This is a genomic window from Rhodoferax sp., from assembly GCF_011391645.1.
Taxonomy (GTDB): domain Bacteria; phylum Pseudomonadota; class Gammaproteobacteria; order Burkholderiales; family Burkholderiaceae_C; genus Rhodoferax.
Map to the genome: position 1 here is coordinate 1 of NZ_JAABQC010000017.1, position 16217 is coordinate 16217.

General features: G+C 59.4%; 17 protein-coding genes. 14 read left to right on the forward strand and 3 right to left on the reverse strand.

Annotation, left to right across the window (positions count from 1 at the left end):
• The 14 genes from GPS82_RS03870 to GPS82_RS03935 form a co-directional block, all read left to right on the forward strand.
• On the forward strand, nt 1-545 hold a 545-nt coding region (locus GPS82_RS03870), incomplete at its 5' end, for an MBL fold metallo-hydrolase (RefSeq protein WP_296491177.1).
• Complete coding sequence (locus GPS82_RS03875) at nt 542-1027, forward strand: hypothetical protein (protein WP_296491178.1); 486 nt, start codon at nt 542-544, stop codon at nt 1025-1027. The genes GPS82_RS03870 and GPS82_RS03875, both read left to right, overlap by 4 nt.
• A gap of 11 nt (nt 1028-1038) precedes the next feature.
• Nucleotides 1039-1743 carry a Crp/Fnr family transcriptional regulator gene (locus tag GPS82_RS03880; protein ID WP_296491180.1) on the forward strand — a complete coding sequence of 235 codons (705 nt, stop codon included), beginning with the start codon at nt 1039-1041 and terminating at the stop codon, nt 1741-1743.
• A gap of 150 nt (nt 1744-1893) precedes the next feature.
• A complete protein-coding gene (locus tag GPS82_RS03885) occupies nt 1894-2211 on the forward strand; it encodes a hypothetical protein (protein WP_296491182.1) in 318 nt (105 codons plus the stop codon).
• 69 nt (nt 2212-2280) lie between these two features.
• Nucleotides 2281-2613: a metalloregulator ArsR/SmtB family transcription factor gene (locus GPS82_RS03890; RefSeq protein ID WP_296491185.1), complete on the forward strand. Its 333-nt coding sequence runs from the start codon at nt 2281-2283 to the stop codon at nt 2611-2613.
• Nucleotides 2614-2674: 61 nt separating this feature from the next.
• Nucleotides 2675-4039: a sulfite dehydrogenase gene (gene soxC / locus GPS82_RS03895; protein WP_296491188.1), complete on the forward strand. Its 1365-nt coding sequence runs from the start codon at nt 2675-2677 to the stop codon at nt 4037-4039.
• The gene (locus tag GPS82_RS03900) at nt 4023-5123 is read left to right on the forward strand and encodes a c-type cytochrome (protein WP_296491191.1); all 1101 of its coding nucleotides are present in this window, start codon (nt 4023-4025) and stop codon (nt 5121-5123) included. The genes soxC and GPS82_RS03900 overlap by 17 nt, the downstream gene beginning before the upstream one ends.
• 64 nt (nt 5124-5187) lie before the next feature.
• Nucleotides 5188-5643, forward strand: a complete 456-nt coding sequence (soxY, locus tag GPS82_RS03905; RefSeq protein ID WP_296491193.1) for a thiosulfate oxidation carrier protein SoxY — start codon at nt 5188-5190, stop codon at nt 5641-5643.
• 81 nt (nt 5644-5724) lie between these two features.
• Nucleotides 5725-6036 carry a thiosulfate oxidation carrier complex protein SoxZ gene (gene soxZ, locus GPS82_RS03910; protein WP_296491195.1) on the forward strand — a complete coding sequence of 104 codons (312 nt, stop codon included), beginning with the start codon at nt 5725-5727 and terminating at the stop codon, nt 6034-6036.
• 79 nt (nt 6037-6115) lie between these two features.
• Nucleotides 6116-6916 (forward strand): sulfur oxidation c-type cytochrome SoxA, encoded by an 801-nt coding sequence (gene soxA / locus GPS82_RS03915; protein WP_296491197.1) that lies wholly within the window; start codon nt 6116-6118, stop codon nt 6914-6916.
• Between the two features lie 17 nt (nt 6917-6933).
• A complete protein-coding gene (gene soxX, locus GPS82_RS03920; protein ID WP_296491199.1) occupies nt 6934-7587 on the forward strand; it encodes a sulfur oxidation c-type cytochrome SoxX in 654 nt (217 codons plus the stop codon).
• A 67-nt stretch (nt 7588-7654) separates the two neighbouring features.
• Nucleotides 7655-9388 carry a thiosulfohydrolase SoxB gene (gene soxB, locus GPS82_RS03925; protein ID WP_296491200.1) on the forward strand — a complete coding sequence of 578 codons (1734 nt, stop codon included), beginning with the start codon at nt 7655-7657 and terminating at the stop codon, nt 9386-9388.
• A 677-nt stretch (nt 9389-10065) separates the two neighbouring features.
• On the forward strand, nt 10066-10596 hold the full coding sequence (locus GPS82_RS03930; protein WP_296491202.1) for a YeeE/YedE thiosulfate transporter family protein: 531 nt from the start codon (nt 10066-10068) through the stop codon (nt 10594-10596).
• 1 nt (nt 10597) lies between these two features.
• Nucleotides 10598-11200: a DUF6691 family protein gene (locus GPS82_RS03935; RefSeq protein WP_296491204.1), complete on the forward strand. Its 603-nt coding sequence runs from the start codon at nt 10598-10600 to the stop codon at nt 11198-11200.
• Between the two features lie 12 nt (nt 11201-11212).
• On the opposite strand, the gene GPS82_RS03940 is transcribed toward GPS82_RS03935, so the two are convergent.
• From GPS82_RS03940 to GPS82_RS03950, 3 genes are all read right to left on the reverse strand, one after another.
• On the reverse strand, nt 11213-13465 hold the full coding sequence (locus tag GPS82_RS03940) for a VWA domain-containing protein (RefSeq protein WP_296491206.1): 2253 nt from the start codon (nt 13463-13465) through the stop codon (nt 11213-11215).
• Nucleotides 13466-13492: 27 nt separating this feature from the next.
• Entirely contained in the window at nt 13493-14299 is an 807-nt protein-coding gene (locus GPS82_RS03945; RefSeq protein WP_296491209.1) for a CbbQ/NirQ/NorQ/GpvN family protein, read from the reverse strand.
• Nucleotides 14300-14689: 390 nt separating this feature from the next.
• Entirely contained in the window at nt 14690-16072 is a 1383-nt protein-coding gene (locus GPS82_RS03950; protein ID WP_296491214.1) for a ribulose-bisphosphate carboxylase, read from the reverse strand.
• Nucleotides 16073-16217 lie beyond the last annotated feature (145 nt).

Sequence of the window (16217 nt, forward strand, 5' to 3'; positions counted from 1 at the left end):
CCGCCCAATTGCGCCTCGAAGCCTCGCGTGAGCAATTGTTCCCCTGGGTTGACGACAACACGCGACTGGTGCCGGCTGACAGCTGGATCGACACTGACCAGGATCTGGTGATTGGCGGTGTGCTGTTTCAGGCCCGGATGATGGGGCCGGCCCACACGCCCGAAGACCTGGCCTTTTATCTGCCGTCCGAAAAGGTGCTGTTTGCTGGTGATCTGGTGTTCAGAAATCGCATTCCTTTTGTCGGCCAGGCAGACAGCCGGCACTGGATCACGGCACTTGACCAGCTGTTGGCTTTTGACACCCGGGTGATCGTGCCGGGCCACGGTCCGGTGTCGAAAGAGGCGCGCCGCGACATGCAGCAAACGCGCGACTATCTGGTCTATTTGCGCACCGTGATGGGCCGTGCCGCCGAGGCCATGGAGCCGTTTGAGGAGGCCTACAACAAAGTGGACTGGTCGAAGTTTGAGAAACTGCCCCTGTTCAGATTTGCCAACCGCATGAACGCCTACAACACTTACTTGCAACTCGAACACGAGGCCAAATGATGCACCCCCACCCGTTTTTTCTGACGCGTCGCCAGTGTCTGCTGGCGGGCGCTGGCCTCAGCCTGCTGCGGGCGGGGCCGGCCGCGGCTGCCACCCTGCCAATGCCCGCGTCATTGCCAGACGCGCTGGCCGCTGCGCTCAAAAAGGGCAGCCCGCTGGTGGTCATGGTGAGCCTGGTGGGTTGTCCCTTTTGCACGATCGCCCGGGACCACTACCTGGCCCCCATGCAGGGCCAATCGGGGTTGTCGATTGTGCAAATTGACATGCGCAACCGCGACATGGTGAAAGACTTCAACGGTGCCAGCCAATCCCAAGACCAGCTGATCCGCAGTTGGGGCATTAAAGTCGCCCCGACAGTCTTGTTTTTTGGCCGCGGCGGTGTCGAGGTGGCAGAGCGCCTGGTGGGCGGCTACATCCCGGATTTTTACGGTGCCTACCTCGATGACCGCTTGCGCACGGCCCGTGCCGCGGTGACAAGTTGAAGGAACCCCCTATGATCCCCATGAAATCAGATTCAGCCTGGCGCGGCACCTCGGATTGCCGCCAATGCGGGATTCGTGATATGGCGTTGTTTGCCGATCTCAATGAGCATGATTTTGGACTCATGCATGCGCCGATTGATGATCTGGAATACGCGCACGGGGAGACTTTGTACGCTGAAGCCAGCCTGTCGCAGGGTATCTACACGTTGCGCAGCGGCATGGTGAAGCTGGTGCGCAGCACAGTTGATGGCCGACCGCGCATCGTGCGCGTTTTGCGCCCGGGGGATGTGATCGGGCTGGAGGCCCTGGCCGGTGCGCGTTATGACAGCGACGCTGTCGCCCTGACGCCGGTTGCGGTCTGCCGTATTCCACTCAATGTGATCCAGAAGTTGGCATCGCGCAGCCCAAGACTGCATACCCAGCTGATGTCCAAATGGCAGCGCGCCCTGAAGGACGCTGACGATTGGCTGGCGGACATGAACTTTGGCACCGCACGCCAGCGTGTGGCCAATCTGGTACTGAAAATGCGCAGCCCCAGCAACCACGAGGTGTCGGTGCTTTTTTCGCGCGAAGACATGGGTTCCATGCTGGATCTCAAGTTTGAAACTGTCAGCCGCGAGGTCAGCCGGTTGGTGCGCGACGGCGTGATGGAGCAGCTCGACAAGCAGGGGCGCATGTACCGCGTGCTCAAGCCTGAGGCGCTGTCGGCGCCCTGAATCTGCTCCCGGTCAGGGTAAATCCTGATAGGCATGCTTGCCTGCTTAAATAATCATTGACTCATACGAAATGTTGCCCGCCGCGTCTCCGCTGATTCAGTGGGGCGGATGGCGGCGGCGGAGTCCATTTTCAACAGAAAGCCGCTATCCATGAAGCATCTCTTGTTTGCCTTGTCGGGTTGTTTGGCGATGGCTGCATTGGCGCAGGATGTGCCCGCGCTTTATCAGGGCGCTGATCTGAAACTCGGCGAAAAGTTGATTGCTGAAAACCAGTGCGATGCCTGCCACATCCGCAATGTGGGTGGCAATGGCAATGGCATCTATCGCCCGACCGGACGCATCAATTCATTGGGTTTGCTGCGTGGCCAGGTGGAGGCCTGCAACACCACCTTGAATCTGGGCTTTTTTCCGGAAGAGGTGACCTCGATATCGGCCGTGCTCAATCGCGACCATTACCGCTTCAAGTAAGTGAAAACCCCAATCGACTTTTTCTTGACTTAATTTACATTAATGAATCCGAATATATGGATTTAGTAGATGAGTAGTTCAAAACTCCCGGAAGTTTCCATGCTGTCGCTAGAGCGCACAGCCGAACTTTTTGGGGTTTTGTCAACGCCAGTTCGCTTGCAGATCATTCGGGCATTGTGTGACGGTGAGAAAAATGTGACGCATTTGCTGGCGCAAATTGAGGCATCCCAACCCAATATGTCTCGCCATCTGCAGGTGCTGTACCAGTCTGGCCTGCTGACCCGGCGGCGCAGTGGACATCAGATTTTTTATTGTCTGGCAGAGGCTCCCAAGGCGCTGGTTTGCAAGCTGGTGTGCATGCAACTGGCGCGTGATGAGCAGGTTTTTGACATCCCGGTGTGAAGCCCGGGAAGTTTCAGGCGTTTAGGTGTTGTGGTTGGGTTAGGTAACAGGAGCTTTTTGAATGGAACAAAGTTTGAGCTCGGGCAGGCTGATCAAGGCCCCTGAGAATTTTCTGAATCAAAACGGCATCAAAACCGTTTTTTCAGAGGCCAAAAAAGGCCGGCGCGACTTTATTCGCAATGCCTTCGTTGCCGCTGCGTCGGGTGCCGCCGTGCCGGTGGCCATGGCGCAGGTCAACCCTGTGCCCACCGAGGGTGGCGACCCCAATATTTTGACTTTGCCGGCGCATAGCGTGGGTTTGGGCCAGGGCGTGGCCCAAAACGACGGTTATGGCAAACCTTCGCAATTTGAGTCGGGCGTGCAGCGCCGGCAAAGCCCGGGTCTAACCCAGACCACGCAGGCTTCGGTGTCGTTTGCGCCGCTGCAATCGCTGTTTGGCATCGTGACACCCAGCGGGTTGCATTTTGAGCGCCATCACCAGGGCTGGTGGGACATCGACCCGTCCAAACACCGTCTGATGATCAACGGCATGGTCAAGACGGCAAAGGTGTTTACCCTTGATGAAATCATGCGTTTGCCGGCGGTGTCGCGTTTCCACTTCATTGAGTGCGGCGCCAACACGGCCGTCGAATGGGGCAATGTGGCTGTGCCCACGGTGCAGTACACCCACGGCATGGTGTCGTGCAGCGAATTTACCGGCGTACCGCTCATCACGCTGCTGGAGCTTGCCGGTGCCGATCTGAAGAACGGCAAATTTGTGTTGGCTGAAGGCGCCGATGGCTCGTCCATGACGCGCACCATTCCCATGAGCCTGATCAAGTCGGGTGAGGTGTTTGTGGCCTATGGCCAGAACGGTGAAATGCTGCGCCCCGAGCAAGGCTACCCGTTGCGTCTGATTGTGCCCGGCATTCAGGGTGTGAGCTGGGTCAAGTACCTGCGCCGCCTGGAGGTGGGTGACATGCCCTACGCCACCAAGGACGAGGCCATTCATTACATGGACCTGATGCCCAGCGGCCTACACCGCCAATATTCCGGCATTCAGGAATGCAAAAGTGTGGTGACCACTCCCTCGGGCGGGCAGGTTCTGCTGGACAAGGGTTTTTACAACATCACCGGCTTGGCCTGGAGCGGCAAAGGCAAGATCAAAAAGGTCGATGTCTCGGTGGACGGGGGCCGCAACTGGCGCACCACGCGCCTGCAGGACCCGGTGATGTCGAAGGCGCTGACGCGGTTCAACATCGACTGGGTGTGGGACGGCAAGCCCACCATCATCCAGAGCCGTGCCGTGGATGAGACCGGTTTTGTGCAACCCACTTACCAACAATTGCGGGCGGTGCGCGGCACGCGCTCGATCTATCACAACAATGCGATTCAGTCGTGGCTGGTGCAGGAAAACGGCGAGGTTAAAAATGTTCAGGTTTCGTAAAGCAATCATCAGCCTGGCGCTGCTGGCGCTTGCCGGCGTTGCAGCTGCCCAGTCTGCAGCCAAAATTACCGGGCTGGGGCGCGATGCCACGCCAAAAGAAGTGGCGGCATGGGACATCGATGTGCGCCCCGACTTCAAGGGCTTGCCCGCCGGCTCTGGCACCGTCGAGCAGGGCCAGGAGGTGTGGGAGGGCAAATGCGCCAGCTGTCACGGCTACTTTGGTGAATCGGGCGAGTTTTTCAGCCCCATCATTGGCGGTGTTCAGCCCAAAGACCTGCAGACCGGACGCGTCGCCAACCTGATCACCCCGGATTACCCCGGGCGCACCACCTTCATGAAAGTGGCGTCGATTTCAACGGTGTGGGACTTCGTGAACCGCGCCATGCCATGGACCGCGCCCAAGACACTGAAGACGGACGAGGTGTATGCGGTGGTGGCGTTCATGCTGAACATCGCAACCATCGTGCCCGACAACTTCACGCTCAACGAGAAAACCATCCGTGATGTGCAGGCGCGCATGCCCAACCGCAACGGCATGAGCACCGATCACGCCTTATGGCCGGGAAAGGAATTTGGCGGTGCCAAAAAGCCCGATACCAGCAACGTGGCCTGCATGAAAGACTGCACGCCCGAGCCCAAACTTGCGTCCTTCCTGCCTGACTTTGCGCGTAATGCACACGGCAACCTGGCTGAGCAAAACCGGCTGGTCGGCGCACAACTCGGTGCCGACACCACGCGACCAGAGCCCCAGGTGGGCGAAAAGCCAGCCGCGCCTGTGGCACCCAAGCCACCTGCGGAGGCCCCTGCCAGCGGCGCTGATGCGGGCAAACCGGATGCCAAGAAAGCCGTGGCCCTGCTGCAAAAACATGCCTGTCTGGTGTGCCACGGCATGAGTAACAAGATTGTCGGTCCGGCTTATACGGATATCGCCAAAAAATATGCGGGTCAGGTGGATTACCTGTCCTCCAAGATCAAGTCTGGTGGTGCCGGTGTCTGGGGTCCGATCCCCATGCCGCCTCAGGCCTTGAGCGTTGCCGATGCCAAAACCATTGCGGTGTGGCTGGCAGCGGGGGCTGGCAAGTAGCGCCCAGCACAGTCGCGTCAGCGTCAATTTTTCCCCCAGCATGAACTTAAAGAAGGAGATTTCAATGCAAACTCGTCGCGAGACACTCAAACACAGCGCCATTGTGGCCGGCCTGCTGGCCACCACCGGCCTGTTTCCACACTATGCGTTCGCCTACAACAAGCCGGCCTTTGATGCCAAAAGCGTGGCCGACGTGCTCAAGGCGCTGGGCGCTGGCGCGCCGGCTGAGAGCAAGGACGTGACCATTGGTGGTCCGGACATCGCTGAAAACGGCGCTGTGGTGCCGCTCACCGCCAGCACCACCCTGCCGGGCGTCAAGCACATGCTCATCCTGGTTGAAAAGAACCCGGCGGCTTTGATTGCCCTGTTTAACGTGACCGACAGCGTGGAAGCCAACTTTGCCACTCGCGCCAAGATGGGCCAGTCTTCGGACGTGTACGCCGTGGCCATCATGAATGACGGCAAGGCACTCTTTGCCAAAAAAGAAGTGAAAGTGACTCTGGGTGGCTGCGGCGGCTAAACCCGGCGTTCACCGACCCTGCGATTGAAAGCCAAGAGCTGGCAATTACCGCGTATTCATTAACTATTCAGGAGTTTAAAAATGGCAGATCCAATGCGCATTCGCGCCAAAGCAGAAGGCAACATTGCCACCGTCCGTGTCTTGATGAGCCACGAGATGGAATCCGGTCAACGCAAGGATTCAGCCGGCAAGGTGATTCCTGCCTGGCATATCAGTGAGGTTTCCGCCACGCACAATGGCAAGGTCGTCATGACCGCCGAATGGGGTCCTGCGGTGTCCAAAAATCCGTTCCTGCAGTTCAACGTCAAAGGTGCCAAGGCTGGCGACAAGGTGGGCGTGACCTGGAAAGACAACAAGGGCGACACCCGCACTGACGAAGCCACGGTTTCCTGAGTTTCGTCACCCGGATACGGGTGCTCTGTTTCGCACCCGCGTTGGTTGTCATGTCCATCAACAATGAGGAGACCTGAGAATGAAAAAAATCATAGCCACGTTGGTATTGGCCGGTATTGCTGCTGCCGGGGCTCATGCCCAAAAATCGGCTGCAGTGTTGGCCATTGAGGAGTACCGCGCCATGCTGGCCGACGGTAACCCTGCTGATCTGTTTGAGGCCAAGGGTGAAGACCTGTGGAAGCAAAAGCGCGGCCCCAAAAATGTTTCGCTGGAACGGTGTGATCTGGGCCAGGGGCCGGGTGTGGTCAAGGCTGTGTTTGTGACGCTGCCACGCTACTTTGCCGACACCAACCGGGTGCAGGACCTGGAGTCTCGCCTGGTGACCTGCATGGAGACTTTGCAGGGTTTTAATGCGGCCGAGATTGCCAAAACACCGTTTGGCAAGGGTGAGCAAAACAACGTGACCGCGCTGGCCACCTGGATTGCGGCCGAGTCGCGCGACATGAAGTTCAACCTGCCGCAAGCCCATGCCAAGGAGCAAGTGGCCTATGAGATTGGCAAGCGGCTGTTTTTCCAGCGCGGTGGCGCGCATGATTTTTCATGCGCCTCTTGCCACGGAGCCGACGACTGGCGCATTCGCCTGCAGGATTTACCCAACCTGACCAAGAACCCGGGTGACGGCGTGGGTTTTGCCGCCTGGCCCGCTTACCGGGTGTCAAACGGGCAGATGTGGAGCATGCAATTGCGGCTCAACGACTGCTACCGTCAGCAGCGCTTTCCCTACCCCGGTTTTGGCAGCGATGCCACGGTTGCACTGGGGGTGTACCTGGGTGTGAACAGCCAGGGCTCCAAATCAATCGCGCCGGCCATCAAACGCTAATGCAAAGGAACATCACCATGAAAAAACAACATGCGTTTGTAGTCTCTGTGCTGGCATCTTTGCTGGTGGCAGGTTGCGCGACAAGGCCCGGCACGGCGGAGCTGGACAAAATGGCCGCTGATGTCGTCAAGGCTTCATTCCGTGATCAAGGCATTGTCAAGGTGTCGGCGCTGACGCCCGAAGACATCAACGAAGCCTGTGCTGCGGCAGACGTTGCCGGCAAGCCGATCGATCCCGATCTGGCCGTCAAGCTGCAGGATGCCCAGCTCAAGACCATCAAATGGCCCGCCGATGGCAAGTACATGGGCGACTGGAAGGCCGGTGAACGGCTCGCCCAGAGCGGCCGTGGCCTCACCTGGACCGACACGGCTGACACGGCCAACGGTGGCAATTGCTACAACTGCCACAAGCTGGACCCGAAAGAAATTTCGTTTGGCACGATTGGCCCCAGCCTGGCGGGCTACGGCAAAACCCGTGGCGTGATTGACGACCCGACCAGCCCGGCATCCAAAGCCATCATTGAGTACACCTGGGGCAAGATCTGGAACGCCAGGGCTTACAACGCCTGCTCGTCCATGCCGCGGGCGGTGCACAAGGGCATCATCACCGAGGCGCAAGCCAAAGACCTGATGGCCTTGCTGCTCGACCCCAAGTCGCCGGTCAACAACTAGGCTGTTTTTTTTCAACAAGGCCCGGCCTGCCCGGGCTTTTTAATTTTTACCTTTCGGTGGCAAGACAATGAATTTGACCAAACGTGAATTTTTCCAGGTGCTGGGCGCTGGCACCATGGCAGGCATGGGGCTGAGCGCTTATGCCCAGGCGGATGTGGCCACGGCCGCAAAGGGGCTCTACGACATTCCCAAATTCGGCAACGTGTCGTTCTTGCACATGACCGACTGCCACGCGCAGCTCAAGCCCATTTATTTCCGCGAGCCCAGCATCAATCTGGGTGTGGGCAGCATGAAAGGCAACTTGCCGCATCTGGTGGGCGAGCATTTGCTGAAAGTCGCCAAGATTCGCCCCGGCACCGCCGAGGCCCATGCGCTGACCTACCTCGACTATGAACAAGCCGCCAAGCGTTACGGCAAGGTGGGTGGCTTTGCCCACTTGGCGACGCTGGTCAAGCGCATGAAGGCCAGCCGCCCGGGTGCGCTGCTGCTAGACGGTGGCGACACCTGGCAGGGTTCTGGCACGGCGCTGTGGACCAACGGCCAGGACATGGTCGATGCCTGCAAGCTGCTGGGCGTGGACGTGATGACCGGCCACTGGGAATTCACCCTCGGGATGGAACGCGTCAAGGAAATCATCGAGAAAGACTTTGCCGGCAAGGTTGATTTTGTCGCGCAAAATGTCAAGACCAACGACTTTGGCGACCCGGTCTTCAAGCCCTACGTGATCCGCGAGATCAACGGCGTGCCCTGCGCCATCATCGGCCAGGCCTTCCCCTACACCCCGATTGCCAACCCGCGCTACATGGTGGCCGACTGGGCCTTTGGCATCCAGGACGACAACATGCAGAAGATGGTCGACGAGTGCCGCGGCAAGGGCGCGCAGGTGGTCGTCGTTCTGAGCCACAACGGCATGGACGTCGACCTCAAGATGGCCAGCCGTGTGAGCGGCATTGACGCCATCATGGGTGGTCACACCCACGACGGCATGCCGGTGGCCAGCATCATCAGCAACAAAGGTGGCAAAACCATCGTCACCAACGCGGGTTCCAACAGCAAGTTCCTGGCGGTGCTTGACTTTGACGTCAAGGACAAGAAAGTTGCCGATTTCCGCTACAAGCTGCTGCCGGTGTTTGCCAACATGCTGCCCGCCGACGCAGAGATGGACGCACTCATTACCAAAGTGCGCGCGCCCTACGAGGTCAAGCTGGCAGAGAAGCTGGCCATCACCGAAGGCACGCTGTACCGCCGTGGCAACTTCAATGGCACCGGCGACCAGTTGCTGGTGGATGCGCTGATGGAAGTGCAGGGCGCCGACCTGGCGTTTTCACCGGGTTTCCGATGGGGCACCACGCTGCTGCCGGGCCAGGCCATCACGCGCGAATGGTTGATGGACATGACGGCCACCACCTACTCTTACGCCACCATGTCGGAGATGACCGGTGCCACCATCAAGACCGTGCTGGAAGACGTGTGCGACAACCTGTTCAATCCCGACCCCTATTACCAGCAGGGCGGCGACATGGTGCGCGTCGGTGGTTTGCAATACAGCTGCAGCCCGCTGGAGACCATGGGCAAACGCATCAGCGACATGCGCATCAACGGCAAATTGATTGAGGCTGACAAAAAATACAAGGTGGCGGGCTGGGCACCGGTGGCCGAAGAGGCCAGAAGCCAGGGTAACAAACAGGTCTGGGAAGTGGTGGAAACCTGGCTGGCCGCGCGCGGTGGCAAGGTCACCCGGCGCAAGCTCAATGCGCCCAAGATCATTGGCGCGCTGCCCAACCCGGGTTATGCCGCCTGAGGTTGGCCTTGTCGCGCCATCGCTTCGCCGCTGGCGCAGAGGATTGGCCAAATCCTGGATGACCCGGCTGTCGTTTATGCGCCACGGCTTAGCGCATTCTCGGGTCAGGGTTATCTGGCGCACAGACCGGTGTTGACGCCATCTCTACAGTGCGATGCAACAGTTGGGCAAAGTGCCCACTGTGTCACCGCACTGGAGCTTGGCCATGAATGCCCATTTGAAGACGATCAGCCCCTCTGCCCACAACTTGGGTGGTCAGGACGCGTTTCGATTTAATTTGCTGGTCAGGCGACCCACTTTGCTGGTGCTGCTGCGCTCGCAGGCAGCGCTCGTCGCTCTGGCGGTATTTGCCGTCTTGGCACTCATGTTGGCGTTTCATCAGGTTGTCCTTGACGCGGTGGCACGGGGAGAGTCCCTGCAGCAGGCCAGAAACCTGCAAAGTCAGTCAGTGTGGCGCTGTGACAGAGTCTCGATCCCCGCTGCGCGCGCCGATTGCTTGCGCCGGGCCAATGCCACAGTGCGAGCTGACGGAAATTCCTAATATAAGAATGTATTGATTTAAATCAATACATTGGCTACCGCTTAATTTTTAGAATCATGTGTGCGTGGCCCGAACTGCGCACCTAACCGGTGCCAGTGGCCACTGGCAGCAGCGTTCTTTTATAAGGCGGTCAACCATGAAAACCCAATCTCCAGGCGGCAAGCGTGTCGTCAAACCCTTTTGGTCGCCGCTGGCGGCGGGTATCGCACTCGGCTTGGTGCTGATGCTGAGTTTTGTCCTTTCCGGTCATGGACTGGGTGCCAGCGGCGCGGTGATCCATGTGGTGGCTGGTGCCGGATTGGTGATGGCACCCGAGGCGACACTGGCCAACTCCTACCTCCGGCCCATGGTGTCAGAGGGTAACCCGATTGGCTCCTGGATCACCTGGGAAGTGCTGGGCTTGATCATCGGTGCGGCCATTGCAGCCTTCATGGCCGGGCGGTTTCGGGTTCAACTGGACGGTGCGCGCAGCCTGGGGTCCGGGCGGCGTCTGACCCAGGCGCTGCTCGGTGGCACGCTGGCAGGTTTCGGCGCACGCGTGGCGGGTGGCTGCACCAGCGGACTGGGGCTGTCGGGGGCTGCCGTGTTCAGCATCTCTGCCTTTGTCTTCCTTGGCGTGTTTTTTGCCACCGGCTTGCTGGTTGGCCGTTTTGTCAAAGGAGTCTGACATGTTTCCCCTTCATGAAAGTGGCATGGTTTCGGGTCTGGTGTGCGGTGTCCTGTTCGGTTTTGTGCTGGAAAACGCCGGCTTTGGCAGCCCGTCCAAACTCACCGGCCAGTTCCGGTTGACCGATTGGTCGGTGTTCAAAGTCATGTTTACCGCCATTGTGGTGGCTGCGGTCGGGCTGTGGGCGATGCGCGTTGTGGGGCTCCTGGCGCCGGACATCCTTTATGTGCCGCAGGCGCTGGTGATGGCCTCGGCCGTGGGCGGCGCCTTGATCGGTGCCGGCTTCGCCATTGGCGGATATTGCCCGGGCACCTCGATGGTGGGAATGTCGTCGGGGCGTTTGGACGCGCTTGTTTTTGTGGTGGGGCTGTTCATCGGCACGACCGCCTTTGCCGGCTTTTACGGTGATGCCATTCGCTCCATGATGGCGATCGGTGAAATCATTGACGGTGACAACTTTGCTGATGTGTATGGCATTGCCGATCCCATCATGTTGGGCATGATGGTGGCTGGTCTGGTGGCCGTTTTTTACGCGGGCTCTTGGTTCGAGCGCCGCGGCCCGGGTCCGGTGACGGCCGAGCAAGCCGTCGCCGGTGCCGAGTGATTCGTCCACGCGTCAACGCGTCAATGCCATGAACAGCTTGGGCAACTGCTCCGGCAGCCGCGCAATGTTGTCGATCACCGTGTACTGGCGGCCAAAGATGTCGCTCACATAAGCGTCGGCGCTGGCGTCGAGGTTGATGCAGTAAGTAAATATGCCCTGTTGGTCAAGCTCGCGCACCGCCTGGTGTGCGTCTTCAATCAGCAGGCGTTCATCGTGCACATCGATGTCGGAGGGTTGGCCATCGGTCAGCACCAACAGCAGTTTTTTGTCAGCCTGCTGTGTGCGCAGGGTGTGCGCCGCATGGCGCATGGCAGCCCCCATGCGGGTGCTGTACCCCGCCTGCATGGCGGCAATGCGGGCCTTCACCTCGTCACCCCAGCTTTCACCGAAGCCCTTGAGATGCAGGTAACGCACGTCGTGGCGGGTGTTCGAGTGAAACCCGGCAATCGCCAGCGGGTCGCCGAGTTGCTGCACCGCCCAGGCCAGCAGCGAAACCGCCTCCTGGCTGAGCTGCAGCACAGTTTGCTCCGAGCCACGGGCTCTTTCGTTGAGAGATTGCGACAAGTCGAGCAGCAAGGTCACGGCAATGCTGCGTCCATCGGTGGTGTGGCTCATGTTGATGCGGGCGTCAGGCTGGCTGCCGGCCCGCAAATCAATCAGGGAGCGGATCGCCACGTCCAGGTCCAGTTCGCTGCCATCTTCCTGGTAGCGCAGGCGCACCTTGTTTTGTGGCTTCAGTAAATCCAGCAGGCGCTTGAGCTGTTTGGAAAGTGCGCTATGCTTGGTCAGCAAACCATCAATGTCGGCCGCATTGCCGCTGGGGTGCAGCCGCTCATACAGGCTCACCCAGTCGGGCCGGAAGGTCTGGCTGGTGTAGTCCCATTCGGGGTAGTGGCGCGGTGGCAGGCTTTCAAGCTCCTCCTTCGACAAAGTTTGCGACGGCGCATCAAACATTTCCTCGTCATCGCTGAGCTCATGAAAACGCCACAAGTGGCGGTTGTCGTCCCGGTAATCGACCTCGGTGTCGGCAAACCAGGTGTTGGGCAACTGGTCGCTTTGCAGCCGGGTTTTGCCCAGGTAGCTCAGGGCCAGCCCGGCGATTTCGGCAGTGCTGGAGTCGCCCAGCGCCAGCAACGCATGAAAGCGTTGCACCCAGTCGCTGATCTTCACATCCTGAAAGCGCGCCGGTGGGTTAAACAAGGCGCGCGACAGCATCGCCAATCGATGTCGCAAACATGAGTGTGTGGCCGGGTTGCATGCGCCTTCTGCCGGGTTGGGGTGCAAGGCCATGAAGATGCGGCGCAAGCCGGGGTACTCGCGCATGGCCAGGGCCTCCACGCGGGCATCTTCAAAACACTCGATGGCCATGCGCTGTGCCGGGCTGAAGTTGTCGCCAAAAATGGCCGTGCTCCAGCGCCGGTGCGCCGCGATGTGCGCCAGCGCGGCGCGGTAGCGGTCCAGCCCGGAGATGCCAGCGCGCTCGTCATACACATCGGGCAGCCGGATGCCCATGGCATCAAAGTAGGGCATGGGCTGGCGCTGCGTATCAAACGCGGTGGAGTAGGGCACCAGCACATCCGCGTCTTGCCACAGGGCCCGCAGGTACAGGTCAAGCACACGGATGTGGTCCATCAGCAGCGTGCCGTGGCGCTCGCGCTGCAACACCGCGCGGCTGTCGGCGGAGGACAGGCTGAAATACTCCCGCTGTTGCTCAGGGTGATGGCTGTAGTTGCGGATGCCGTAGTTCACCCAGTTGCTCAGGCCTTGCAGGCTGAGCAGTTCCAGCAACTGGGGGGTTTTTTCGAAAAAAATTGCCAGACTCGGACTCGGGTAGGTTTTGTGAATGCCGTGGATGGATGTGCTGGTGCGCTCCATCAGGTGCAGACTGACATCCAGAAACTGACGCATGTGCGCTTGTGTGGGCAACCGTCGCGCCACGGCTGCCAGGGCCTGCAAAAAAGGCGCAATGGCGTCGCCGTTGGGCGATTTGTTGATCAGTCGCGCTGCAGCAATCACCGGACTTAACGCGTCTTCGCCAACAAGGCTTGCGATCCGGGGCCATTCCTGCAAAAAAATCAGCGCGGGCTCCGGGCCGCGCCCCATCTTGCCAAGAAAGCGTGCCTGTGTCAGGTAGTCATCCAGGCCCTCCGCGCTGAGCTGAGCCTGCGCGTCGGCCATGCAGTTGGCAAAGACATCTGCGATTTGCGGAAAGTTGCAGCCCAGCTGCGCGCGATAGCTGTCGAGTTGTTCAGCGTTGGGTTGCATGGTACGGTGGGGCACAGCCACAGGCGCTCAGCCAAATACTGCGTCAATGGCGTGGTCCAGCGTGGCGCGAATGTCGGCATCGTCGGTGATGGGACGCACCAGCGCCATGCGGCACGCGTCCACTGGCGCGACCTCGCCCCGAATCAGCGTGGCGGCATACACCAGCAGCCGGGTTGAAATGCCTTCATCCAACCCGTGGCCCTTGAGCGCACGTGCTGTGGCGCCAACCTTGACCAGACGGGTAGCGTCAGCCAGGGCGATGCCGGTCTCGGTGGCGATGATGCGGGCTTCCAGGTCGGGCTGGGGGTAATCAAAGTCGAAACCGACAAAACGCTGCTTGGTGCTTTGCTTCAGGTCCTTCATCAGGCTTTGGTAACCAGGGTTGTACGAGATCACCAGTTGAAAATCAGGGTGTGCTTGAATCAACTCGCCCTTTTTGTCGATGGGCAACTGGCGGCGGTGGTCGGTCAGGGGGTGGATCACCACGGTGGTGTCTTGTCGCGCCTCGACGATTTCATCCAGGTAACAAATGGCGCCAATGCGCGCCGCGGTGGTCAGCGGTCCATCAAGCCAGCGTGTGCCGTTGGCCTCTAAAAGGTAACGGCCCACCAGGTCGGAGGCGGTCATGTCTTCGTTGCAGGCCACGGTGATGAGCGGTTTGCCCAGCTTCCAGGCCATGTATTCGACAAACCTGGATTTGCCACATCCTGTGGGGCCCTTGACCATGACCGGCAGTTTGGCCCGGTAGGCGGCTTCGTAAAGTGCAACCTCGTTCGACTGTTGTTGGTAGAACGGCTCCTGGTGGATTCGGTACTGCTGTGTGGTGTTGGTCATTTGCAGCTCTCATTGAGTTGATATGAAAACAGGGTTCATTGTGCTTTGTGGGCCAGCAGCGCGCATTGGGTATCTGACGCCGCTCGTGTCCCCCGTGACGGGCTTTGCCCGTCCCTCCTCCTTTACCTCGCTATGTCAGACACCCAACGCGCGCTGCTTAAGTTGTGGCTGTCTTTGTGGGGCAGACTTCAGTCTGTCATGGTCGACTGAAGTCGACCCCACAAAATGCATCCAGTGCAAGTACAGCTCAGGCTTGGGGTGGCAGGGTGTCCTGCAAAGCGAGGTAAAGGAGGAGGCATTGGCCGCAAGGTCAGTGCCGGGGGACACGAGCGGCGCAGGGCACCCTGCCGCCCCAAGCCCGCCGCAACTGTTAACTGCCCTGACCCCAGGTTACTTATGCACACCCAACTTCTCACGCCAGCCCGGAAATAGCTTGTCGGCATCCCCCGGGAACGACTCAAACGCCCGGGCAAATTCCTTATGCTCTTTGGCGAACTCGATCGGGTCCGCCCCTGCTTTCCAGCACTCATACGACTGGCGCAGGGAGATGGCGCCAGCTGCGGGCGAGTCAATGTGGCCGTAGGAGCCGCCGCCAGAGGTGTTGATCACGTTGCCGTGGCCCAGATTCTGGAAAAAACCTGGCAGACGCAGCGCGTTCATGCCGCCCGAGATGATCGGGGTGGTGGGCTTCATGCCATACCACTTCTGGAAGTAAACCGGGCCCTGCGCTTCATCGCGTTCAATCATGTACGCAATGTTCCTGTCGTCGTTTTCGCCTTCCATCTTGCCGTAGCCCATGGTGCCGACGTGGATGCCTGAGGCGCCCTGCAGACGCGAAATCTTGGCCAGCACAAACGCGGTGTAGCCCCGCTTGGCAGAAGGCGAGGTGATCATGCCGTGGCCGGCGCGGTGGTAGTGCAGGTACTGGTTGGGGTACTGGCGGCGCGCTGTTGTGATCATGCCGGGGCCGCCGACAAAACCGTCGACCAGGAAAGCCACTTTGTCCGCATCCGGGCCGAAGGCTTCCAGAATGAAGTCAGCGCGGGCGCACATTTCATAGTGGTCGTCGGCGGTGATGTTGGCTGAGAATAGCTTGGCCTGGCCGGTTTCGTCCTGGGCGCGCTTCATGGCGTCATAGACCAGCGGGTAGACCTTCTTGGCCGGGCAGAACACCTGATTGCCTTGCGGTTCATCGTTCTTGATGAAATCACCGCCCAGCCAGAACTGGTAGGCGGCCGCAGCAAATGGCTCGGGGCGCAGACCCAGCTTGGGCTTGATGATGGTGCCGGCAATGTAGCCACCGTCTTTGATCGGGCGGCCCAGAATGCGCCACATGTCGGAGATGTCTTTGCTGGGGCCGTCAAACAACTGGATGGCACGCTCGGGGAAATAAATGTCGTGAATCTTGCCGTGCTCGATGTCACCCATGCCCTGGTTGTTGCCAATCACCAGCGTCAGGATCGACACCATCATCATGCGGCCATCGGTGATGTTGCGGTCAAACAGGTCCATCGGGTAGGCAATGCGCATGTCCTCGGTGGCCTCATCGATGTAATACACCAGCGCGTCGAGTCCGCGTGTGAAATCGTCGGTGGTGGAGACTTCAACGTTGGTGCCGGTGGATGACTCGGCCGCAAAGTGGGCGGCGCATGACAAGTAGCTGCCAAAACCGGGCTTTGGCTTCATCTTGTAGGCGACGAGGATGTGCTTGCCGCCGGCAATGAGGTCTTCTTCCTTGAGGCTCAGGTCAGCGTAACGGTTCGATTGATCCATGTGAGATCTCCTGTTGTTGAAAATGAAAGTTCGCGATGGGCTGAACTATAGGCAGGCTTATTCATCATGAAAATTCATATAAATTGATTTTTCAATCAGTTTTTATTTATGAGTCTGCGTTAAAGCCGCATGCCGGGAGCGCAGC